The 26958-nt window shown below is 56.0% G+C and carries 1 protein-coding gene (only partly in view); it reads left to right on the forward strand.

Features of this window, described 5'->3' with window-relative positions:
- On the forward strand, positions 1-26917 hold the 3' portion of the coding sequence (locus tag V5J77_RS12565; RefSeq protein ID WP_338556261.1) for a non-ribosomal peptide synthase/polyketide synthase. Its footprint begins 14759 nt before the window's first position; the window shows 26917 of its 41676 coding nt (coding positions 14760-41676); the start codon falls outside the window, past its left edge; its stop codon occupies positions 26915-26917.
- The last annotated feature ends 41 nt before the right edge of the window (positions 26918-26958 follow it).

Genomic DNA, 26958 nt, shown 5'->3' on the forward strand with positions numbered 1-26958 from the left:
ACCGCTGAGCTGCGGGATGCAGGTTCTGCTGGCGAGCGAAGCGGAGCAGCAGGACCCCGCACAGCTGGCAGCGCTGCTGATGAAGCATCCGGCCGAGATGATGCAGACGACGCCGTCGCGGCTCGTGATGCTGCTGGCGGATGCGCGGAGTGCAGCGGCGCTGCGTCCGATGCAGGCGCTGCTGATTGGCGGGGAGCCCTTCCCAGCGCCGCTGGAAAGACAATTGCGCAGACAAACGGAGGCGGAGCTTTACAATATGTACGGCCCGACGGAAACGACGGTCTGGTCGACGTTTGAACCGCTGAGCGAAGCGGGGGAAGGCGGGAAAATAAGCATCGGCCGTCCGCTGGGGAATACGCAGGTGTATGTGCTGAACGAGGCAATGCAGGTGCAGCCGATTGGAGCGGTGGGCGAGCTGTGCATCGGAGGAGCCGGTGTAGCCCGAGGATACTGGGCACGCGAGGAGCTGACGAAGGAGCGGTTTGTGGCGCATCCGATTATCCCAGGCGAGCGGATGTACCGGACCGGTGATTTAGCGAGATGGCTGCCGGATGGTCGACTGGAGCATATGGGGCGGATGGATCATCAGGTGAAGATACGGGGTTACCGGATCGAGCTGGGTGAGGTGGAAGCGCATCTGCTGCACATCGAAGGGATAAAAGAAGCGGTGGTGACGGTGAACGCTGGAGAACGGGAGACGGATGCCGCGGAATTGTGGGCGTATGTGACCGTGACGGGCAGCAGCGAGCTGGGAGTGAAGGAGATGCGAAGCAAGCTGGCCGAGGGACTTCCCTCGTACATGCTGCCTACGCACATCATAGCCCTGCCGGAGATGCCGCTTACGCCTAACGGGAAGCTGGATCGCAAGGCGCTACCGAAGCCGGAGGCCGGGGCGCAAAGCGAAGCGGCGTATGTGGCGCCGCGGACACCAGTGGAAGCGGAAATTGCGCGGCTGTGGGAGGAGGTGCTGGGGCTTGAGCGCGTCGGCATTCGCGACAACTTCTTTGCGCTTGGCGGCCATTCGCTCCGGGCGATGACGCTCGTCTCGCGTCTGCATCAGGCATTGGAGACCGAGGTACCATTACGAGACGTATTTCTCTATCCGACTGTTGAAGAGCTGGCAGCGGTGATTCGCGTACGGGAACAGAAGGCGTATGCGGCGATTCCTCGTGTGGAAGCGAGAGCCTATTATCCACTATCCTCGGCGCAAAAACGGATGTACCTGTTACAGCAGCTTGAAGAGGCGGGGAAAAGCTACAATATGCCGGGGATGCTGATGCTGGAAGGCGAGCTGAACCGAGCGCGTTTTGAAGCCGCGTTCCGGGAGCTAATTGCGCGGCATGAAACGCTGCGTACGGAATTTGAGCTGGTGCAGGGTGAACCGATGCAGCGGGTAAGGGAAGCGGTTGACTTTGAGATCGCCTATGTAGAGGCCAGCAAGGAGGAGGTCGAAGGCCGTGTGCGCGACTTCGTGCAGCCGTTCGACCTCAGCGAGGCGCCGCTGCTGCGGGTTGAATTAATCGAATGGGCGAAGGAGCGCTATGTGCTGCTGCTGGATATGCATCACATCATTTCCGATGGGGCGTCGATGGATATTTTGGTGGAGGAATTCGCCCGTTTATATCGGGAGGAGAAGCTGCCTGAGCTGCGGATACAATACAAGGATTATGCGGTTTGGCAGCAGTCGGAGGCCAATAAAGCACAAATGAAGGAGCATGAAGCCTACTGGCTGAAAGCCATGGATGGAGAATTGCCGGTACTGGAGCTGCCGACAGACGCCGCACGTCCTGCGGTGAGACAGTCCGAAGGCGCTATATTGGACTTCGAGCTCGATTCGCAGCAGAGGGATGCGCTGCATGAGCTTGCGGCTCAGCATGGAGCAACGCTGTATATGGTGCTGCTCGCAGCGTATACGATTTTGCTGCATAAATACTCTGGGCAAGAAGACATCATCGTCGGTACGCCGATTGCAAGTAGAACGCATCCGGACATAGAGCCGCTAATTGGAATGTTCGTCAATACCCTTGCGATCCGCACATACCCGCACGGCAGCCTGCCGTTTTTGAGCTATTTGCAGGAAATGAAGGAAACGGCGCTCGGAGCTTACGAGCATCAGGACTACTTGTTTGAGCATCTGGTAGAAAATGTGCAAGTTAATCGTGATTTAAGCCGCAATCCAGTGTTTGATACGATGTTTGTCCTGCAAAATACAGAAAACACAGCCATTCGTATAGATGGGCTTGAGCTAAAGTCCTATCAGAGCGAATACGCGATAGCTAAATTCGACCTTGTTTTGGACGTTCGGGAAGAAAGCGACGGACTATCATGCAGCCTACAGTACGCAACAGCTTTGTTCAATAGGGAAACGGCACAGCGGATGGCGAAGCATTTTGCTCATTTGGTAGACAGCATTATTGAAGCACCTGAGGCGGAAATTGCCGATCTGAGCATGCTGAGCAGTAAGGAGCTGGCACAGATTTTGCACGGTTTCAACGATACAACAGCGGAGTATCAGCGGGAGAAGACGATTCAGCAGCTGTTTGAGGAGCAGGCGCAGCAAAATCCAAAGGCTGTAGCCGTTCTGTTTGGGCAGGGGCAGCTAACGTATCGGGCGTTGAACGAACGAGCCAATCGCTTGGCACGAACATTGAGGGCTGCAGGTGTAAAGCCTGATCAATTGGTGGGCATTATGGCCGATCGCTCGCTGGAAATGGTCGTTGGCATGATGGCGGTTTTAAAAGCAGGGGGCGCATATGTGCCGATTGATCCAGACTATCCGCAGGAACGAATCAGCTATATGCTGGAAGACTGTGGGACGCAGGTGTTATTGGTTCAGGAGCATCGGCAGCAGCAAGCTGTGTTTAAAGGCACGGTCATTTTGCTGGATCATGAGCAGTCTTATCATGAAGATGGGGCTAATCTGGAATCCGTCAATATGCCGAGCAATGCGGCCTATGTCATCTACACATCGGGGACGACAGGCAAGCCGAAAGGAACCTTGATTGAGCATAAAAATGTTGTGCGGCTGCTGTTCAACAGCAAAAACCTGTTTGATTTCGGTCCGTCGGATACGTGGACGCTGTTCCACTCGTTCTGCTTTGACTTCTCGGTATGGGAGATGTACGGGGCTTTGCTGTACGGCGGAAAATTGATCATCGTGCCGCCATTGGCGGCAAAAAATCCGGCGCACTTTCTGCAATTGCTTGCTGAGCAGCAAGTGACGATTTTGAACCAGACACCAACCTACTTCTACCAGCTGCTGCGTGAAGCACTGGCAGAGGAAGCGCCGATGCTCAGCGTTCGCAAGGTTATTTTTGGCGGTGAGGCATTAAGCCCGCAGCTGTTAAAAAACTGGAGAGCGAAATACCCGGCGACGCAGCTGATCAATATGTACGGCATTACGGAAACGACGGTGCATGTCACGTACAAAGAGATTACCGAGATCGAGATTGAGCAGGCAAAAAGCAATATCGGCCGTCCGATTCCTACGCTAAAAGTATACGTGCTGGATGCAAAGCGCAATTGCGTGCCTGTTGGTGTAACTGGGGAACTGTATGTAGCTGGCGAAGGGCTGGCGCGTCTGTATTTGAACCGTCCTGATTTGACAAATGAGAAGTTTGTTGACAATCCTTTTGATGCTGGCACAAAAATGTACCGATCCGGTGATTTGGCAAGATGGCTGCCAGATGGCAGCATTGAGTATTTGGGCCGAATCGACCATCAAGTGAAAATTCGCGGGTACCGTATTGAGCTTGGCGAAATCGAAACGCAGCTGACCAAGGTGGAAGCGGTGCAGGAAGCAATCGTTCTTGCTTGCGAGGATGGAGGCGGGGAGAAGCATCTTTGCGCGTATTTTGTAGCAGCTCAGCCGTTATCGGTGAACGAGATAAGAAGCTTGCTATCGCAAGAGCTGCCGGGGTACATGATTCCGTCGTACTTTGTGCAGATGGATCGGATGCCGCTGACTTCGAACGGGAAAATCGACCGCAAAGCGCTGCCAGCGCCTGAAGGCAGATTGCAAACAGGAGAGGAGCTTGTCGCGCCGCGCACGTCGCAGGAAGCGGCGCTTGCGGAAATTTGGCGGGAAGTGCTCAAGCTGGAGCAGGTTGGTGTAAAGGACAATTTCTTCGAGCTTGGCGGTCACTCTTTAAGGGCAGCAACGCTGGTCGGCATGGTGCGTAAAGGGCTGAATGTGGACCTTCCGCTGCGAGATGTGTTTCAATACGCTACCATTGAACAAATGGCGTTTGCGATTGGTGAGCTGGAGCAAGCTGCTTACAGCTTCATTCCTTCAATTATTGATGAAAACGAATTTTATCCGCTGTCCTCGGCGCAAAAGCGCCTGTACATTTTACAGCAGCTAGAGGGAGCGGAGCTTAGCTACAACATGCCAGTCGGGCTGCGACTGGCAGGAGAGCTGGATCGCGAGCGTCTGGCAAGAGCGCTGCAAGCGCTGGTGGCCCGCCACGAATCGCTGCGGACAGAGTTTGTTGTAGTGGACGGAGAGCCGATGCAGCGTATTGCGGCGTCTGCCGCGTTCTCGGTAACGTACGAGGAAGCGACGGAGGAGGAAGCGCAGGAGCGCGTTCGCACCTTCCTTCGTCCATTTGACCTCAGCGAAGCGCCGCTGCTGCGGACGACGGTAGTGCGTGTGGGCGAAGCGAATCATTTACTGCTGTTCGATATGCATCATATTATTTCCGACGGTACGTCGATGAGTATTTTTATTCAGGAGTTTACGAAGCTGTATGGAGGAGAAGAGCTGAAGCCGCTGCGGTTGCAGTATAAAGATTACGCGGTGTGGCAGCAAGGCTACCGGGAAAGTGCGTCGTATCGGGAGCTGGAGAGCTACTGGCTGAAGCAGTTCGCCGGGGAGCTGCCGGTGCTGAGCCTGCCGCTGGATTATCCGCTTCCGGCAGTGCGCAGCTTCGAGGGAGCGCACGTAGAATTTGAGCTGGACAGCGAGCTGTCAGCAGCGCTGCGGGAGCTGGCCCGGGCAAATGGAGCAACGCTGTATATGGTGCTACTGGCAGCGTACAGTGCGCTGCTGGGTCGATTAAGCGGCCAAGAGGAGCTGATCGTGGGCACGCCGATTGCGGGACGTTCACATGCTGACCTGCAGGGCATGCTGGGGATGTTCGTGAACACACTGGCGCTGCGACTAAGCCCGTCAGGGGAAAAATCATTCTCCGCTTACTTGCAGGAAGTGAAGCAGACGGCGCTAGGGGCCTTCGAACACGGGGACTATCCGTTCGAGGAGCTGGTGGAGCAGGTCGTGAAGCAGCGGGATATGAGCCGCAATCCGCTATTTGATGTGATGCTGGTGCTGCAAAACACGGAGCAGTCGGAGCTGAAGCTAGCGGATCTGCAATGGACACCGTACCCCATAGAAAGCGGGACGGCGAAATTCGATTTGACGCTGTCGGTAAGCGAAGAGGAGCAGGGGCTGCGTTGCACGCTGGAATACGCGGTGAAGCTGTTTGAGCAGGGCACGATCGAGCGCTGGGTGGGTCATTTTACAGAGCTGCTGCGTCAAGTGACCCGCGATTCACATGCCACGCTGGGAAGCATGGACTTGCTGACGGCAAGTCAGCGGGAGCAGCTGCTGGTGCATTTTAACGATACAGGGGCAGAAGCGCTGCTTGAGCGGTCATCGACGCTGCATGCGCTGTTTGAGGAGCAAGCGGCGAAGACGCCGGAGCGTACTGCCGTCGTGTGCGGGGATGAGGCCTTAACCTACCGAGAGCTGAACGAACGCAGCAGCACGGTGGCGCATCATTTGCAGAAGCGCGGTGTAGCGCCAGCGGATATCGTTGCCATTATGCCTGAGCGATCCGTGGAAATGATTATTGGTATTCTTGGTATTTTGAAAACGGGCGCTGCTTATGTGCCGATTGATCCGGATTATCCGGCAGAACGGATTCATTTTATGCTGGAGGATAGCAGAGCTCGTGTTTGCCTGACGCATCAAGCAAATCTTCATCAAGTTAAACATTCAGCAGTAGAGGTTCTTCTGCTAGATCTGCTAGACGGGTTAGAAAAACTAGAGGAGCATTCCGCTGAGCCTTTACCTGTAATCCAACCGACAGATGCAGCTTACATCATTTATACGTCTGGTTCGACCGGCAGGCCGAAAGGCGTTATGATCGAACATCGCTCGGTCGTTCATTTGTGCAGATGGCATCAGGCTCATTTTGATATGAGTGCAACAGATCGGACAACTCAATATGCAGGTATTGGTTTTGATGCAGCAGTGTGGGAAATATTCCCTACCCTTACGATAGGAGCCGCCTTGCATATCGTACCGGAAGATTTGCGTCTGGACCCTGTCGCCTTAAATGCCTATTTCGAGGAAAAAAGCATAACGATCAGCTTCTTGCCGACACAGGTATGCGAACAATTTATAACGCTGGAAAATCGTTCTTTGCGCGTTTTGCTGACGGGCGGGGATCGTTTGAAGAAAATTAGTCATACTCGGTATGCTTTATACAACAACTATGGACCTACAGAAGGTACGGTGCTTGCTACAACGGCCCGAGTGGATGCATCCCTTCCTGTCATACCGATTGGGGAGCCCATTTCTAACACCCGAGTGTATGTTCTTACTCAGGAGAATGGTTTGCAGCCTGTTGGTGCTGTTGGTGAACTATGTATAAGCGGAGTGGGTCTAGCGCGAGGATATTGGGATCGAGCGGATTTGACAGCGGAAGCATTTGTGTCGAACCCGTATGAGCCAGGGGAGCGGATGTACCGTACGGGAGACATGGTCCGCTGGCAGGCGGATGGCTCCTTGGCCTATGTGGGACGAAGGGATGAGCAGGTGAAAATTCGCGGTTACCGGATCGAGCTGAGCGAGATTGAGGCGGTGCTGCTGCGAGGGGAAGGGGTTCGCGAGGTCATCGTGCAGGCGCTGCCGGATGCAGCGGGCAGCCTTCAGCTGTGCGCCTACGTCGTAGGCAGCGAGCTGGAGATTGTGGGGCTTCGCAGCTTGCTGTCGGCTTCCTTGCCCGCGTATATGGTGCCGGCCTCCTTCGTGCAGATGGAGAGCCTGCCGCTCACGGCCAACGGCAAGGTGGACCGTCAGGCGCTGCCGATGCCAGAGGCTCAGGCCTCGCACCTTCCGTATGCTCCGCCTCGCACGGCGACGGAGCACGCGCTGGTGACGGTGTGGCAGCAAGTGCTTGGCGTGCCTGAGGTGAGCATCCATGACCAATTCTTCGATTTGGGCGGCGACTCGATCAAAGCGATTCAAGTCGCTTCCCGATTGCTGCAGGTCGGGTACAAGCTGGAAATGAAGACGTTATTCCGCTATCCGGTGGTGGCGCAGCTAAGCCTCCATTTGACGGCGGTAACGCGCACGGCAGAACAAGGAGAGGTGCACGGGTCGGTGCCGCTGACGCCGATTCAGCGCTGGCTGGTGGAACGTGATCCCGTTGACCTGCATCATTTCAATCAGGCGGTCATGCTGTATCAGGAAGAACGGTTTGACCGCGTAGCGCTGAGCGTGGCGATGCAGCACCTTGCCACCCATCATGACGCGCTGCGGATGACGCTGACGCAGGCCGAGGACGGCAGCTATGTCGCTTGGAACCGAAAGGTGGCGGACGGTGAGCTTTATGGGATGGACGTATTCGATTTCCGGGGAGAGGCCGGATGGAGAGAGAAGGTCGAAGCGGCTGCCACGAAGCTGCAAGGCAGCCTTTCGTTAGCGACCGGCCCGCTCATGCGGCTGGGCTTGTTCCAGTGTGAGGATGGGGATCATTTGCTCCTCGTCATTCATCACTGGGTCGTGGACGGGGTATCTTGGCGCATTTTGTTTGAGGATTTTGCGACGGCTTACGAGCAAGCGCTGCAAGGGGAAGCGATCCGGCTGCCGCAGAAAACGGATGCCTTCCAGACGTGGGCGCAGCAATGGAGCGCTTATGCGGGAAGTCCGGCCATGGAGGCGCAGCGTGCGTATTGGAAACAGATCGTAGAGAAGGTGGTTCCGCCGCTGCCTAAGGATTACGAAGTAGTCGCTTCAGAAGCCTATGAATCCTATGAAGCTTTAGGAGCCTCAGAAGCCTCAGAAGCCTCAGAAGCTTTAGGAGCTTCAACACTAGCAACCAGCCAAACGCTGGCTGTGGAGTGGTCGCAAGTGCAGACGCAGCAGTTGCTGAAGGAAGCGCACCGAGCCTACGGAACGGAGATCAATGATTTGCTGCTCACGGCGCTGGCGCTGGCGGTTCAGGCGTGGAGCGGTGTGGGTCGTGTAGGGATCATGCTGGAAGGACATGGCCGGGAAACGATCCTGAAGGATGTGGATGTCAGCCGAACAGTCGGGTGGTTCACGAGCGCGTACCCGGTAGTGCTGGAGATGAAGCCAGAGATGAGCTTGTCGCAGCAGATCAAGGGCGTGAAGGAAACGCTGCGGGCGATCCCGGACAAAGGGGTCGGCTACGGCCTGCTGCGGTATGGGTCCGAGCAGGTGGAAGGAGAGGACTGGTCGTGTGACCCCGACATAACCTTCAATTATTTGGGTCAGTTTGATCAGGATTTGGAGCGCAGCGCACTGCAATTGTCCCCGCTTTCCTCGGGAGAGGCGATCAGCAGTAGAAGGCAACGAGCCGCGGTGCTGGAATGCAATGGGATGATCGCGGGGGGAACGCTGCGCCTGACCATGAGCTACAGCGCGGCGCAGTACCGTCCAGCGACGATGGAGCTGTTCGCGGAGCAGTTGAAGCAGAGCTTGGAGGCGGTGATCGCGCATTGTGTGGCTCAGGAGCGGACGGAGCTGACGCCAAGCGATGTGGGGCTGCCGGACATGAAACAGGAAGAGCTGGATGCATTGGTGAAGCGGAGCGCAGCCATCGGGGAACTGGAGGAGGTATACGCGCTGACGCCGATGCAGCAGGGTATGTTGTTCCACAGCCGTCTGGAGCCGCAAGCGGGGGCTTACGTGAACCAGATGCAGTTGACGCTGCAAGGGGAATTGGATGTGGCGGCGTTTGAACGAAGCTGGCAAACGATTATTCAGCGGCATGCGGTGCTGCGGACGAGCATCGACAGCGGGTGGAGAAAAGAACCGCTGCAGGTCGTGTACCGCGACCGGGCGTTTGAGCTCGCGTATGCCGATCTGTCGCTGAAACCCGCCACGGAGCAAGAAGCTGGCGTGGCGCAGTGGCGGACAGCGGACCGGAGGCAAGGCTTTGATGTGGAAGCGGAGAGCCTCATGCGGGTGGCGTTGTTCCGGACAGGGAAGCATACGCACGAGCTGGTGTGGAGCTTCCATCATATTGTGATGGACGGCTGGTGCTTGCCGCTAGTCATGGAGGAAGTGCTGCGTACCTACAGCACCTACAGCACCTACAGTGCGAACAGCATCTTGGGTCGCGAAGAGGCCCAGCAGGAGCAAGAGCAGCGAAAAGGCCCGGCGTACCGGGACTATATTCGCTGGCTGTCGGAGCAGGACGAGGCGTCGGCGCTGCGCTATTGGAAGGAACGATTGGCGGGCTGCGAAGCACAGGCGGTGTTCCCGAAACGGCAGCGCCAGACGCTAGGCTATGAAGCGAGGCGTGTGAGCGGAGTTGTGGCACGGGAGCAAAGCGAGCGAATCGCGGCAGCGGCGAAAGCGCACGGCGTAACGATGAACACGCTGCTGCAAACGGCATGGGGATTGTTGCTGCATCGCTACAGCGGCAGCCGGGATGTGGTGTTTGGCGGGGTGGTAGCAGGTCGACCTGCTGACCTGCCGGGCGTGGAAAGCATGATCGGGCTGTTCATCAACACGCTGCCCGTCCGGGTCGTGTGCGAGGGAGAGGATACAGCGGCGGATGTGCTGCGGCGGATGCAGGCGGATGCGCTGGCGGCCCAAGCCTATGGCTACTATCCGCTGCATGAGATCCAAGCGCATTGCACGGGAACGAGAGAGCTATTTGACCATATTCTCGTGTTCGAGAATTATCCGATGCCGACAAGCTCGGAAACCTCTCTGGATGCGAGTGGACTCGTTATTACTAGTGTGCAGGCGGACGAACAAACGAATTATGACCTGAATGTGATGATTCAGCCTGGAGAAGAGCTGGTCGTACATTTCGACTATAACGGACAGGTGTATGAACAGGAAGCGATGGAGCGGGTGCAGGGTCATTGGCTGCAACTGTTGGAGCAGATCGTAAGCCAGCCGAACGTGCCGGTCACGCAGTTGGAGCTGCTGACGGCAAGTCAGCGGGAGCAGCTGCTGGTGGACTTTAACGCGACGGAGCTGGAGCTTCCAGCGAACGCGACGGTGCATGGACTGTTCGAGCAGCAGGCAGCGCGAACGCCGGAAGATCCGGCGCTGGTCAGCGGCTTGGCGGTGTGGACATACGGCGAGCTGGAGGGGCAAGCCAACCGCATCGCGGGCTGGCTGCGCGCACATGGGGTGAGCACCGAAGACCGGGTCGGTGTGCTGCTGTCTCGTTCGCCTTGGCTAATTGCGGGCCTGCTGGGGATTATGAAAGCGGGCGCGGCCTATGTGCCGCTAGATCCGGCGCTGCCAGGCGGCCGCCTCGAAGGGATGGTTCGAGATGCGGGAATCCGCATTCTTTTAAGCGAAGAAGCCCAACGAGAAACGGTGACAGGCTGGGTAGAAACCCCGCTGCGTCACGTGTTATGTCTGGAGGAGCAGGACGCTGATGCACAGCAAAAGGTTTCAGATGGACAGCAGGAGGAGCCAATCTCCGATAAACAGCCGTCTTCGCCGGTGAGGTTCGCCACAAGGGAGGAGCTGAAAGCTTACGCCTCTTCATCACCGAAGGTGGAGAGCCGTACTGAAGGCAGCGCGTATGTCATCTACACCTCGGGGACGACGGGCACGCCGAAAGGCGTGGTGGTCGAGCATCGGAACGTGGTCAACTTTATAACGGGAATGGTGGAAGCTCTGCCCTTTGCGCCAGCTACAACGATGCTCAGCGTGACGACGGTGTCCTTCGACATCTTCGTGACGGAAAGCTGGGTACCGCTGAGCTGCGGGATGCAGATTCTGCTGGCGAGCGAAGCGGAGCAGCAGGACCCCGCACAGCTGGCAGCGCTGCTGATGAAGCATCCGGCCGAGATGATGCAGACGACGCCGTCGCGGCTCGTGATGCTGCTGGCGGATGCGCGGAGTGCAGCGGCGCTGCGCCATATGCAGGCGCTGCTAATTGGCGGGGAGCCCTTCCCAGCGCCGCTGGAAAGGCAATTGCGCAGTCAAACGGAGGCGGAGCTTTACAATATGTACGGCCCGACGGAAACGACGGTCTGGTCGACGTTTGAACCGCTGAGCGAGGCGGGAGAAGGCGGGAAAATAAGCATCGGCCGTCCGCTGGGGAATACGCAGGTGTATGTGCTGAACGAGGCAATGCAGGTGCAGCCGATTGGAGCGGTGGGCGAGCTGTGCATCGGAGGAGCCGGCGTAGCCCGAGGATACTGGGCACGCGAGGAGCTGACGAAGGAGCGGTTTGTGGCGCATCCGATTATCCCAGGCGAGCGGATGTACCGGACTGGTGATTTAGCGAGATGGCTGCCGGATGGTCGACTGGAGCATATGGGGCGGATGGATCATCAGGTGAAGATACGGGGTTACCGGATCGAGCTGGGTGAGGTGGAAGCGCATCTGCTGCACATCGAAGGGATAAAAGAAGCGGTGGTGACGGTGAACGCTGGAGAACGGGAGACGGATGCCGCGGAATTGTGGGCGTATGTGACCGTGACGGGCAGCAGCGAGCTGGGAGTGAAGGAGATGCGAAGCAGGCTGGCCGAGGGACTTCCCTCGTACATGCTGCCTACGCACATCATAGCCCTGCCGGAGATGCCGCTCACGCCTAACGGGAAGCTGGATCGCAAGGCGCTGCCGAAGCCGGAGGCCGGGGCGCAAAGCGAAGCGGCGTATGTGGCGCCGCGGACACCAGTGGAAGCGGAAATCGCGCGGCTGTGGGAAGAGGTGCTGGGGCTTGAGCGCGTCGGCATTCGCGACAACTTCTTTGCGCTTGGCGGCCATTCGCTCCGGGCGATGACGCTCGTCTCGCGTCTGCATCAGGCATTGGAGACGGAGGTACCATTACGAGAGGTGTTTCTCTATCCGACCGTTGAAGAGCTGGCAGCAACTTTGGAAGTAGCCGACGAGCGCGAATTTGAAGCGCTGGTACCTGTGAAGGCTCAGGAGGCCTATCCGCTGTCCTCGGCGCAAAAACGGCTGTACATTTTACAGCAGCTAGAGGGAGCGGAGCTTAGCTACAACATGCCAGTCGCGCTGCGACTGGCAGGAGCGCTGGATCGCGAGCGTTTGGAAAGGGCACTGCAAGCGCTGGTGGCTCGCCACGAATCGCTGCGGACAGAGTTCGTTGTAGTGGACGGAGAGCCGATGCAGCGTATTGCGGCGTCTACCGCGTTCTCGGTAACGTACGAGGAAGCGACGGAGGAGGAAGCGCAGGAGCGCGTTCGCACCTTCCTTCGTCCATTTGACCTCAGCGAAGCGCCGCTGCTGCGGACGACGGTAGTGCGTGTGGGCGAAGCGAATCATTTACTGCTGTTCGATATGCATCATATTATTTCCGACGGTACGTCGATGAGTATTTTTATTCAGGAGTTTACGAAGCTGTATGGAGGAGAAGAGCTGAAGCCGCTGCGGTTGCAGTATAAAGATTACGCAGTGTGGCAGCAAGGCTACCGGGAAAGTGCGTCGTATCGGGAGCTGGAGAGCTACTGGCTGAAGCAGTTCGCCGGGGAGCTGCCGGTGCTGAGCCTGCCGCTGGATTATCCGCATGCGGCAGTGCGCAGCTTCGAGGGAGCGCACGTAGAATTTGAGCTGGACAGCGAGTTGTCAGCAGCGCTGCGGGAGCTGGCCCGGGCAAATGGAGCAACGCTGTATATGGTGCTGCTGGCAGCGTACAGTGCGCTGCTGGGTCGATTAAGCGGCCAAGAGGAGCTGATCGTGGGCACGCCGATTGCGGGACGTTCGCATGCTGACCTGCAAGGCATGCTGGGGATGTTTGTGAACACGCTGGCGCTGCGACTAAGCCCGTCAGGGGGAAAATCATTCTCCGCTTACTTGCAGGAGGTGAAGCAGACGGCGCTAGGGGCCTTCGAACACGGGGACTATCCGTTCGAGGAGCTGGTGGAGCAGGTGGTAAGGCAGCGGGATATGAGCCGCAATCCGCTATTTGATGTGATGCTGGTGCTGCAAAACACGGAGCAATCGGAGCTGGAGCTGGGGGATCTGCAATGGACGCCGTACCCCATAGAAAGCGGGGCGGCAAAATTCGATTTGACGCTGTCGGTAAGCGAAGAGGAGCAGGGAATGCGTTGCACGCTGGAATACGCGGTGAAGCTGTTTGAGCAGGGCACGATCGAGCGCTGGGTGGGTCATTTTACAGAGCTGCTGCGTCAAGTGACCCGCGATTCACATACCAAGCTGGGAAGCATGGACTTGCTGACAGCAAGTCAGCGGGAGCAACTGCTGGTGCATTTTAACGATACAGGGGCAGAAGCGCTGCTTGAGCAGTCATCGACGCTGCATGCGCTGTTTGAGGAGCAAGCGGCGAAGACGCCGGAGCGTACTGCCGTCGTGTGCGGGGATGAGGCCTTGACCTACCAAGAGCTGAACGAACGGGCAAATCGACTTGCGAGAATGCTACAGGGCTACGGTGCAGGACCAGAACGTATTGTTGCGGTTCAGTGCAGACGTTCCGTAGAGATGGCCGTCGCCTTGCTCGGGGTTCTTAAGGCGGGCTCCGTTTATCTGCCACTTTCTTTGGAAGAACCTGTGGAACGTAAACAGTTTCTTCTGAAGAATAGCGGTGCTTTGCTACTACTGTCTGATTCTATGCAGGAAGCATCGTGCCCCGTATTGCTATTGGATGACGCCCGCATCGATGCCGAGATGTCTGAAAATCTTTTAAACACTGCAAAGCCCGAAAATTTAGCCTATGTCATCTATACATCCGGCACGACAGGCCAACCTAAAGGCGTTATGGTGGAGCATCGCAGCATTGTTCATACACTTCAATGGAAAGCTGCAACCTACCATTTTGATCAGGGTAAAGTACTTCATGCCAGTCCGTATGTGTTTGATGCTTTCATCTCGCACTTCTTCGCACCTCTAATTACAGGAGCGACGGTCGTATTGATTCGAGATGAAGAACTGAAAGATCCGGGAGCCATTGCGGAGGCGCTAGTGGAGCATTCGATTACGCACGTTCAATTTACGACAGGGATGTTTGCTGTTCTACTGGATATGTTGGAGCCAGCCCAACTAGCAACTGTGCGCAGTGTGGTGATTGGCGGTGAGAAGCTCAGCAGGGCGCTCATTGGAAAAATACTGAATTATCCTCAAATTGCGTTTGTTAGCGAGTACGGACCGACGGAAAACAGCGTTGTTACAACCGCTATGCCTATCACTGGTGTATGGCAGGAACATGGACTTGGCAAAACGATTGGCAAAACGAAGGTCTATGTACTCGCAGCGGATGGGCAACTCCAGCCAATTGGCGTGCCAGGTGAACTATGTATAAGCGGAGTAGGTCTAGCGCGAGGATATTGGGATCGAGCGGATTTGACAGCGGAAGCATTTGTGTCGAACCCGTATGAGCCAGGGGAGCGAATGTACCGTACGGGAGACATGGTCCGCTGGCAGGCGGATGGCTCCTTGGCCTATGTGGGACGAAGGGATGAGCAGGTGAAAATTCGCGGATACCGAATCGAGCTGAGCGAGATTGAGGCGGTGCTGCTGCGAGGGGCAGGGGTTCGCGAGGTCATCGTGCAGGCGCTGCCGGATGCAGCGGGCAGCCTTCAGCTGTGCGCCTACGTCGTAGGCAGCGAGCTGGAGATGGCGGGGCTGCGCAGCTTGCTGTCGGCTTCCTTGCCCGCGTATATGGTGCCGGGCTCCTTCGTACAGATGGAGAGCCTGCCGCTCACGGCCAACGGCAAGGTGGACCGTCAGGCGCTACCGATGCCAGAGGCTCAGGCCTCGCACCTTCCGTATGCTCCGCCTCGCACGGCGACGGAGCACGCGCTGGTGACGGTGTGGCAGCAAGTGCTTGGCGTGCCTGAGGTGAGCATCCATGACCAATTCTTCGATTTGGGCGGCGACTCGATCAAAGCGATTCAAGTCGCTTCCCGATTGCTGCAGGTCGGGTACAAGCTGGAAATGAAGACGTTATTCCGCTATCCGGTGGTGGCGCAGCTAAGCCTCCATTTGACGGCGGTAACGCGCATGGCAAAACAAGGAGAGGTGCACGGGTCGGTGCCGCTGACGCCGATTCAGCGCTGGCTGGTGGAACGTGATCCCGTTGACCTGCATCATTTCAATCAGGCGGTCATGCTGTATCAGGAAGAACGGTTTGACCGCGTAGCGCTGAGCGTGGCGATGCAGCACCTTGCCACCCATCATGACGCGCTGCGGATGACGCTGACGCAGGCCGAGGACGGCAGCTATGTCGCTTGGAACCGAAAGGTGGCGGACGGTGAGCTTTATGGGATGGACGTATTCGATTTCCGGGGAGAGCCCGGATGGAGAGAGAAGGTCGAAGCCGCTGCCACGAAGCTGCAAGGCAGCCTTTCGTTAGCGACCGGCCCGCTCATGCGGCTGGGCTTGTTCCAGTGTGAGGATGGGGATCATTTGCTCCTCGTCATTCATCACTGGGTCGTGGACGGGGTATCCTGGCGCATTCTGTTTGAGGATTTTGCGACGGCTTACGAGCAAGCGCTGCAAGGGGAAGAGATCCGGCTGCCGCAGAAAACGGATGCCTTCCAGACGTGGGCGCAGCAATGGAGCGCTTATGCGGGAAGTCCGGCCATGAAGGCGCAGCGTGCGTATTGGAAACAGATCGTAGAGAAGGTGGTTCCGCCGCTGCCTAAGGATTACGAAGTAGTCGCTTCAGAAGCCTATGAATCCTATGAAGCTTTAGGAGCCTCAGAAGCCTCAGAAGCCTCAGAAGCTTTAGGAGCTTCAACACTAGCAACCAGCCAAACGCTGGCTGTGGAGTGGTCGCAAGTGCAGACGCAGCAGCTGCTGAAGGAAGCGCACCGAGCCTACGGAACGGAGATCAATGATTTGCTGCTCACGGCGCTGGCGCTGGCGGTTCAGGCGTGGAGCGGTGTGGGTTGTGTAGGGATCATGCTGGAAGGACATGGCCGGGAAACGATCCTGAAGGATGTGGATGTCAGCCGAACAGTCGGGTGGTTCACGAGCGCGTACCCGGTAGTGCTGGAGATGAAGCCAGAGATGAGCTTGTCGCAGCAGATCAAGGGCGTGAAGGAAACGCTGCGAGCGATCCCGGACAAAGGGGTCGGCTACGGCCTGCTGCGGTATGGGTCCGAGCAGGTGGAAGGAGAGGACTGGTCGTGTGACCCCGACATAACCTTCAATTATTTGGGTCAGTTTGATCAGGATTTGGAGCGCAGCGCGCTGCAGCTGTCCCCCTTGTCCGCGGGAGAGGCGATCAGCGGCAGAAGGCAACGAGCGGCGTTACTGGAATGCAACGGGATGATCGCGGGTGGAGCGCTGCGTCTAACGATGAGCTACAGCACGGCGCAGTACCGTCCAGCGACGATGGAGCTGTTCGCGGAGCGGTTGAAGCAGAGCTTGGAGGCGGTGATCGCGCATTGTATGGCGCAGGAGCGAACGGAGCTAACGCCAAGCGATGTGGGGCTGCCGGAGCTGACGCAGGAAGAGCTGGATGCGTTGGTGCAGCGGAGCGCCGCCATCGGAGAGCTGGAGGAGGTATACGCGCTGACGCCAATGCAGCAGGGCATGTTGTTCCACAGCCGTCTGGAGCCGCAAGCGGGAGCTTATGTGAACCAGATGCAGCTGACGCTGCAAGGGGAATTGGATGTGGCTGCGTTTGAACGAAGCTGGCAGACGATTATTCAGCGGCATGCGGTGCTGCGGACGAGCATCGATAGCGGGTGGAGAAAAGAGCCGCTGCAAGTCGTGTATCGCGACCGGGCGTTTGAGCTCGCGTATGTCGATCTGTCGCGGAAACCCGCCACGGAGCAAGAAGCTGGCGTGGCGCAGTGGCGGACAGCGGACCGGAGGCAAGGCTTTGATGTGGAAGCGGAGAGCCTCATGCGGGTGGCGTTATTCCGCACAGGGGAGCAGACGCACGAGCTGGTGTGGAGCTTCCATCATATTGTGATGGACGGCTGGTGCTTGCCGCTAGTTATGGAGGAAGTGCTGCGCACCTACAGCGCCTACAGTGCGAACAGCATGTCGGTTCGTGAAGAGGCGCAGCAGGAGCAAGAGCAGCGAAAAGGCCCGGCGTACCGGGACTATATTCGCTGGCTGTCGGAGCAGGACGAGGCGTCGGCGCTGCGCTATTGGAAGGAACGACTGGCGGGCTGCGAAGCACAGGCGGTGTTCCCGAAACGGCAGCGCCAGACGCTAGGCTATGAAGCGAGGCGTGTGAGCGGAGTTGTGGCACGGGAGCAAAGCGAGCGAATCGCGGCAGCGGCGAAAGCGCACGGCGTAACGATGAACACGCTGCTGCAAACGGCATGGGGATTGTTGCTGCATCGCTACAGCGGCAGCCGGGATGTGGTGTTTGGCGGGGTGGTAGCAGGTCGACCTGCTGACCTGCCAGGCGTGGAAAGCATGATCGGACTGTTCATCAACACGCTGCCCGTCCGGGTCGTGTGCGAGGGAGAGGATACAGCGGCGGATGTGCTGCGGCGGATGCAGGCGGATGCGCTGGCGGCCCAAGCCTATGGCTACTATCCGCTGCATGAGATCCAAGCGCATTGCACGGGAACGAGAGAGCTATTTGACCATATTCTCGTGTTCGAGAATTATCCGATGCCGACAAGCTCGGAAACCTCTCTGGATGCGAGCGGACTCGTTATTACCGATGTGCAGGCGGACGAACAAACGAATTATGACCTGAATGTGATGATTCAGCCTGGAGAAGAGCTGGTCGTACATTTCGACTATAACGGACAGGTGTATGAACAGGAAGCGATGGAGCGGGTGCAGGGTCATTGGCTGCAACTGTTGGAGCAGATCGTAAGCCAGCCGAACGTGCCGGTCACGCAGTTGGAGCTGCTGACGGCAAGTCAGCGGGAGCAGCTGCTGGTGGACTTTAACGCGACGGAGCTGGAGCTTCCAGCGAACGCGACGGTGCATGGGCTGTTCGAGCAGCAGGCAGCGCGAACGCCGGATGATCCGGCGCTGGTCAGTGGCCTGGCGGTGTGGACATACGGCGAGCTGGAGGGGCAAGCCAACCGCATCGCGGGCTGGCTGCGCGCACATGGGTTGAGCACCGAAGACCGGGTCGGTGTGCTGCTGTCCCGTTCGCCTTGGCTAATTGCGGGCCTGCTGGGGATTATGAAAGCGGGCGCGGCCTATGTGCCGCTAGATCCGGCGCTGCCAGGCGGCCGCCTCGAAGGGATGGTTCGAGATGCGGGAATCCGCATTCTTTTAAGCGAAGAAGCCCAACGAGAAACGGTGACAGGCTGGGTAGAAACTCCGCTGCGTCACGTGCTGTGTCTGGAGGAGCAGGATGCTGCCGAACAGCAGAAGGCTTCAGATGGGCAGCAGAAGGAGCAGGACGCTGATGCACAGCAAAAGGCCTTATATGCACAGCAGGCTTCGCCGGTGAGGTTCGCCGCAAGGGAAGAACTGAAAGCTTATGCCTCGGCATCACCGGAGGTGGAGAGCCGTACTGAAGGCAGCGCGTATGTCATCTATACCTCGGGGACGACGGGCACGCCGAAAGGCGTGGTAGTCGAGCATCGGAACGTGGTCAACTTTATAACGGGAATGGTGGAAGCTCTGCCCTTTACGCCAGCTACAACGATGCTCAGCGTGACGACGGTGTCCTTCGACATCTTCGTGACCGAAAGCTGGGTACCGCTGAGCTGCGGGATGCAGGTTCTGCTGGCGAGCGAGGCGGAGCAGCAGGACCCCGCACATCTGGCAGCGCTGCTGATGAAGCATCCGGCCGAGATGATGCAGACGACGCCGTCGCGGCTCGTGATGCTGCTGGCGGATGCGCGGAGTGCAGCGGCGCTGCGCCATATGCAGGCGCTGCTGATTGGCGGGGAGCCCTTCCCAGCGCCGCTGGAAAGGCAATTGCGCAGTCAAACGGAGGCGGAGCTTTACAATATGTACGGCCCGACGGAAACGACGGTCTGGTCGACATTTGAACCGCTGAGCGAGGCGGGAGAAGGCGGGAAAATAAGCATCGGCCGTCCGCTGGGGAATACGCAGGTGTATGTGCTGAACGAGGCGCTGCAGGTGCAGCCGATTGGAGCGGTGGGCGAGCTGTGCATCGGAGGAGCCGGTGTAGCCCGAGGATACTGGGCACGCGAGGAGCTGACGAAGGAGCGGTTTGTGGCGCATCCGATTATCCCAGGCGAGCGGATGTACCGGACTGGCGATTTAGCGAGATGGCTGCCGGATGGTCGACTGGAGCATATGGGGCGGATGGATCATCAGGTGAAGATACGGGGTTACCGGATCGAGCTGGGTGAGGTGGAAGCGCATCTGCTGCACATCGAAGGGATAAAAGAAGCGGTGGTGACGGTGAACGCTGGAGAACGGGAGACGGATGCCGCGGAATTGTGGGCGTATGTGACCGTGACGGGCAGCAGCGAGCTGGGAGTGAAGGAGATGCGAAGCAGGCTGGCCGAGGGACTTCCCTCGTACATGCTGCCTACGCACATCATAGCCCTGCCGGAGATGCCGCTCACGCCTAACGGGAAGCTGGATCGCAAGGCACTGCCGAAGCCGGAAGCCGGGGGGCAGAGCGAAGCGGCGTATGTGGCGCCGCGGACACCAGTGGAAGCGGAAATCACGCGGCTGTGGGAAGAGGTGCTGGGGCTTGAGCGCGTCGGCATTCGCGACAACTTCTTTGCGCTTGGCGGCCATTCGCTCCGGGCGATGACGCTCGTCTCGCGTCTGCATCAGGCATTGGAGACGGAGGTGCCATTAAGAGACGTATTTCTCTATCCGACCGTTGAAGAGCTGGCAGCGGTGATTCGCGTACGGGAACAGAAGGCGTATGCGGCGATTCCTCGTGTGGAAGCGAGAGCCTATTATCCACTATCCTCGGCGCAAAAACGGATGTACCTTTTACAGCAGCTTGAAGAGGCGGGGAAAAGCTACAATATGCCGGGGATGCTGATGCTGGAAGGCGAGCTGAACCGAGCGCGTTTTGAAGCCGCGTTCCGGGAGCTAATTGCGCGGCATGAAACGCTGCGTACCGAATTTGAGCTGGTGCAGGGCGAACCGATGCAGCGGGTAAGGGAAGCAGTTGACTTTGAGATCGCCTATGTAGAGGCCAGCAAGGAGGAGGTCGAAGGCCGTGTGCGCGACTTCGTGCAGCCGTTCGACCTCAGCGAGGCGCCGCTGCTGCGGGTAGAATTAATCGAATGGGCGAAGGAGCGCTATGTGCTGCTGCTGGATATGCATCACATCATTTCCGATGGGGCGTCGATGGATATTTTGGAGGAGGAATTCGCCCGTTTATACCGGGAGGAGAAGCTGCCTGAGCTGCGGATACAATACAAGGATTATGCGGTTTGGCAGCAGTCGGAGGCCAATAAAGCACAAATGAAGGAGCATGAAGCCTACTGGCTGAAAGCCATGGATGGAGAATTGCCTGTACTGGAGCTGCCGACAGACGCCGCACGTCCTGCGGTGAGACAGTCCGAAGGCGCTGTATTGGACTTCGAGCTCGATTCGCAGCAGAGGGATGCGCTGCATGAGCTTGCGGCTCAGCATGGAGCAACGCTGTATATGGTGCTGCTCGCAGCGTATACGATTTTGCTGCATAAATACTCCGGGCAAGAAGACATCATCGTCGGTACGCCTGTTGCGGGCAGAACGCACAGCGACTTGCAAGAGCAGATCGGTATGTTCGTTGGCACGTTGGCCATTCGCAGCTATCCAGAGGGCGGGAAGGCGTTATCGGCTTACTTGAATGAGGTCAAGGAGACGTTGCTTAACGCGTATGAGCATCAGCAATATCCATTTGAAGAATTGCTTGAGAATTTGCAAGTTAAGCGTGATTTAAGCCGAAATGCCGTGTTTGATACGATGTTTGTCCTGCAAAATACGGAAAGCAGGCAGTTTGAACTGGATGGGCTCCAAATGAAGCCGTATGCTAGCGCACAAAGGACAGCGAAATTTGACTTAACCCTTCAGGCAATAGAAAGTGAGGATGGGTTGGCTTTCAGCTTGGAGTACGCAACCGCATTGTATAAGCCGGAAACTATACAGCGAATTGCGGGGAATTTTGTCCGCTTGATTGATGAGATGATCGCCCGTCCTCAGGCAACCCTTGCGATGCTGCAAATCATGTCGGATGAGGAACGCACACGGCTGATAGACGTGTTTAACGATACAACGGCAGCGTATCCGCGAGAGCTAGCTATTCATCAACTGTTTGAAAATCAGGCGGAACGAAGACCGCATGCAACAGCGATTTTATTTGAAAATTCGCAATGGTCTTATGGCGAGTTAAACGATAAGGCCAATCGGTTGGCACGGACGCTCCAGAAGGCAGGACTTGAGGCTGAACAACTGGTAGCCATTGTGGCAGAGCGATCTTTTGAGATGATTGTCGGCATATTGGCGATTCTTAAAGCTGGAGGGGCTTACCTGCCTATTGATCCGGAGTATCCGGAGGAGCGCATTCGCTACATGATGCAGGATGCAAATGTGCGGACTGTACTGATCCAGAGCCATTTGCAAGCTCCTATGTTTTCGGATGCGGTGGTTGTACTGCTTGATGCTGAGCAGGCTTATGACAACGATGGTTCAAATCTGGCATCGGCCACTGCATCAACTCAAATGGCGTACGTCAACTATACTTCCGGCTCGACAGGGACTCCCAAAGGAGTATGCGTCACGCATCGCGGGGTTGTTCGACTTGTGACAGATGCGAGCTATGTGGACATTTGCGAAAATGACGTTTTCTTGCAGGGATCAACGATTTCATTCGATGCCGCGACGTTTGAGATTTGGGGCAGCTTGCTGAATGGAGCGGTATTGGCGCTTCTGCCTCCTGTCACTTTGTCGCTTGAAGATTGGACACAAGCGATCCGAAGACATCAGGTTACAATTGCATGGTTCACGTCAGGATGGTTCACGGTTATGGTTGAGCACAAGCTTGAAGGATTGGCAGGAATCAGCCAATTGCTCGTTGGAGGCGATGTAGTATCCAGAGCGCATGTAAAGAAGGCAATGGAACAATATCCGAAATTGCGTTTGATTAATGGGTATGGTCCGACGGAAAATACGACATTTACAAGCTGCCATACGATCCGTTTGGAGGATATGGAGCGTGCCTTGATTCCAATCGGGCGGCCTATCGGAAATACGCAAGTATATGTGCTCGATTCATTAGGCATGTTGCTGCCGCAGGGTGCAATTGGAGAGTTGTATGCGGCTGGAGACGGTGTGGCACGTGGTTATTTGAATCAACCGGATTTGACGGCGGAGAAATTTGTTGATAATCCTTTTGTACCTGGGCAAAAAATGTATCGGACGGGTGATCTTGCACGTTGGTTGCCAGACGGTACGCTTGAATACGTAGGGCGTATGGACAGTCAGGTGAAAATTCGCGGGTACCGGATCGAGCTTGGGGAGATAGAGGCACAGCTTGGCCGAATGGCTTCTGTGCGTGAAGTGGCTGTGGTCGCAAAAGCCGATAGCAGCGCAGTACAGCAGCTTTGTGCGTATGTTGTAGCCAATCGGGAGCTGGCTGCCGGTGAGCTGAGAAGGCACTTAGCCGAGCAACTACCTGGGTACATGATTCCAACGTACTTTGTCCAGCTCGATCGCATGCCGCTGACGCCAAACGGCAAAATCGACCGCAAGGCGCTGCCAGCGCCAGAAGGAATTATTTCGACTGCGGTCGAATATGCAGCGCCGCGTACGCACATCGAAGCGCATCTTTCCCGCATTTGGCAAGATGTTCTCGGTCTTGAACGGGTAGGGGTGTACGACAACTTCTTTGAGATTGGCGGTCAATCATTGCGGGCAACGGCAATGGTGAGCCGTCTGCATAAAGAAATGCATTTGAACGTGCCGTTGAGACACATTTTCAGATTCCCGACCATCGAGCTGCTTGCCAAAGCCATTGCAGACATGGAGCGGCAAGCGTTCCAGACTATCGAGCCTATCGAGGAAAGAGAGTATTATGCCGTCTCCTCAGCTCAGAAGAGACTGTATATTTTGCACCAGCTAGAAGGGACAGGGCTGAGCTACAATTTGCCGAGAGCTATGCTGCTGGAAGGAACGCTGGATCGAAAGCTGTTCGAGGCCGCACTGCACAAGCTAATTGCAAGGCACGAGACGCTGCGGACGAGCTTCCATATGGAGCAAGGAGAATCGGTGCAGCGTGTGCATCATGAAGTACGCTTTGCTGTGGAATATATCCAGGCAAGTGAAGAGGAAGCAGCTGAAGTCATGCGGCGCTTCATTCGCACCTTTGATCTGGAGCAGCCGCCGCTCTTGCGTGCTGGACTCATCGAGCTTTCATCTGAGCGCCATCTGTTCGTACTTGATATGCACCATATTATTTCCGATGGTATTTCGATGGGCATTTTGGTAGATGAATTCGCACGCATGTATGCCGGGGAGGAACTGCCCCCACTGCGCAATCAATACAAAGACTATGCGGCATGGGAGCAGTCATCGGAGCAGAAGAAGCGCCGACTTCAGGCGGAAGGGTACTGGCTAGATGTATTTAGCGGGGATATTCCGATTCTGGAAATGCCAACGGATTATGTGCGGCCTGCGGTGCAAAGCTTCCAGGGTGAAGAGCTTTCATTTATGCTTGGCGCTGAGCAGATTGAAGGTTTGCGGCGCATAGCGGCCGAAAGCGGATCAACGCTTTATATGATCTTGCTGGCGATATACAAAACCTTACTGCATAAATATTCGGGGCAGGAGGATATTGTGGTCGGTACACCAATTGCGGGCAGAACACATGGCGACCTCCAGTCGTTGGTGGGCATGTTTGTAGGCACATTGGCGATCCGCAGCTATCCGGCGCGCGAGAAAACATTTATTTCGTACCTGGAAGAAATCAAGGAAGCGATGCTAGGCGCTTACGAGCATCAAGGCTACCCATTTGAGGAACTGGTGGAGAAGGTGCAGGTCAGCAGGGATATGAGCCGCAACCCAATTTTTGATACGATGTTTGTTTTGCAAAATATGGAGCAAAGAGATTTGCAAATGCAAGGCTTGCAGATTCAGCCATATGCAAATGAGCATATCGCGGCGAAGTTTGATTTAACCTTCCAGCTAGAGGAAATGGAAAATGGTGTCTCGTGCAGCATCGAATATGCTTCTGGCTTATTCAAGCGCGAGACGGTGCTCCGGATGGCGAAGCAATTCGAGAAGCTAATTGAATCGGTTACGGCAAATCCGTATGCAAGTCTAGCATCGTTAGAGATTCTAACAGTGGAGGAGCACACACAGCTCGCGGTATTCAATGCGACAGCAGCGGAATATCCAAGCGAAAAAACGGTCTACCAATTGTTTGAGCAGCAGGCAGAAAAAACGCCGGAAGCGGTAGCCGTCGTTCATAATGAAGAGCAAGTGACGTATGGCGAGCTAAACGCTCGTTCCAATCGCTTGGCAAGGACGCTGCGAGCATCCGGGGTGCAACCGGATCATTTGATTGGCATTCTGGCTGATCGATCCGTGGAAATGATTATAGGCATACTGGCCGTGCTGAAAGCTGGCGGGGCTTACGTGCCAATAGATCCGGAGTATCCTGAAGAGCGTATCCGTTACATGCTGGAGGACGCTGGCTCAGAGGTGCTGCTAGTGCAGCAGCATTTGCTAAATCGCGTACCTTTTGAAGGAAAGCTTATCAATCTGAATGATCCGGAGAGCTTTAGCGAGGAAGAGCCGAACCTGGAGCCGTTATCTGGCGCGCACGATCTTGCTTATGTGATCTACACGTCGGGAACGACAGGAAATCCGAAGGGCGCGATGATTACCCACCAAGGACTAACGAATTACTTGTGGTGGGCACAAGAGGTATATATCGCTGGGGAAAAGCTTGATTTTCCGCTGTACTCATCCATTTCCTTCGACCTGACGGTAACTTCCATATTCACGCCGCTGCTTACTGGCAACCTTATTCGCATCTACAGCGGAGAAGACAAGGCGCTAATAATCGAGCAGATCGTAACAGACAATCAAGTCAACATTATTAAACTGACACCAGCCCATTTAAGTATAATCAAAGAAATGAATATAAGGGCCGGCTCCAATATTCGTAAGCTAATTGTCGGAGGTGACAATCTTGGCGCGGATATAGCGAGAAGCATCCATGACAAGTTTGGCGGAGCTATTACGATATTCAATGAATATGGACCAACTGAAACCGTTGTCGGCTGTATGATTTATCGTTACGAACCAAAAACCGATACGAGCGGCTCCGTTCCCATTGGGGTACCGGCTGCGAATGTCGGCATTTATTTGCTGGATGCGGAGCGTAAGCAAGTGCCGATTGGGGTACCGGGAGAAATGTACATCGTTGGAGATGGCGTCGCACGAGGGTACTTCCGTCGTCCCGAATTGACCGCTGAGAAGTTCGTTGACCATCCATTCATTACTGGAAAGCGGATGTACCGAACAGGGGATTTAGCCAAAATGCTGTCAAACGGAAATTTGGAATATTTAGGCCGCGCAGATGACCAAGTAAAAATACGCGGCTTCCGTATTGAGCTCGGCGAAGTAGAGGCGCAATTGATGAAAGTAGAGGCGGTGCAGGAAGCTGCGGCCATCGCTTGCGAAAACGACGCGAAAGAAAAGCAGCTATATGCCTATTATGTAGCGGATAGCGAGCTTACGGCCGGGGAGCTGCGGAGAGCATTATTGCAGAAGCTCCCAGCGTATATGATTCCAAGCCGCTTCGTGCAACTGGATAAATTGCCGTTAACAGCTAATGGTAAAGTCGATCGCAGACGTTTATCTCTTTTGCAGCAAAATGAGCCGCTTCAAGCCACTTACACTGCGCCAAGGAATCCGCTGGAACGAGCGCTTGCTGACATCTGGCAAGAGGTTCTGGGCATAGAACAGATTGGTATTCACGATAATTTCTTCGATGCAGGCGGACATTCGTTGAAGCTGATTCATATGATTGGAGAAGCTCGCAGCAGGCTGGGTGTGGAAATATCGTTTAGCACCGCCTTCACTTACCCGACGGTTATGGAGCTTGCCGAGCAACTGGAAAGCCAAAACAACCTTGATGAGCTGACAGAGCAGCAACGTACAGGGGTATCTGTGTGGAACAGCAGCAAAGGAGACGGTTTAACTTTGCATTGCTTCCCGCCAATCGTAGGCTATGGGCAAGTGTTCACGATGATGGCACAATCGTTGCAGGAAACGGCGTCTATATATGCCTATGATTTCATCGTTTGCGATGATGCAGCGGAATATTTTGCACAATATGTCCAAAAATTGCAGCCTCACGGTCCTATTCATTTGCTGGGCTACTCTGCTGGGGGCAACCTTGCATTTGAAGTAGCCAAGCGACTGGAGGAACAGGGTCGTAAAGTAGCGGGTATCCTTATGCTTGACGCCTATCCGAGAGAAACGTCTTCCACTAATATGCAGCAAGAGGCGTATCTGGAGACGTTAAAAGAAGAGATTGCGATGTTCATTCGCCATGTTCCCGGGGAGACGGCAGAAAAAGTTAAACAAAACATCCTGGCTTACACAGCATGGATTGATGGAAGTAAAACTACTGGGGAAGTTCATGCTGAAATTCATCTGATCCAATCAGCAGATGTTGTGGGAGAAGAGGAATGGAGAAGGACATCCTGGAGCCATTTAACAACAGGACAGCTGCGAATTTATTTAGGAAGCGGCAAGCATGAGCAGATGCTAGAAAGAGATTATGCTTCAACCAACGCCTTGCTTATAAAATCTATACTTGAACATTTTACTGTTTAAAGGTAACCCGTAAAAAAGGTTAATCCGACTCAGGAAATGCT

It is taken from the genome of Paenibacillus sp. KS-LC4 (genome assembly GCF_036894955.1).
In the GTDB taxonomy this organism is placed as follows: Bacteria; Bacillota; Bacilli; order Paenibacillales; family Paenibacillaceae; genus Pristimantibacillus.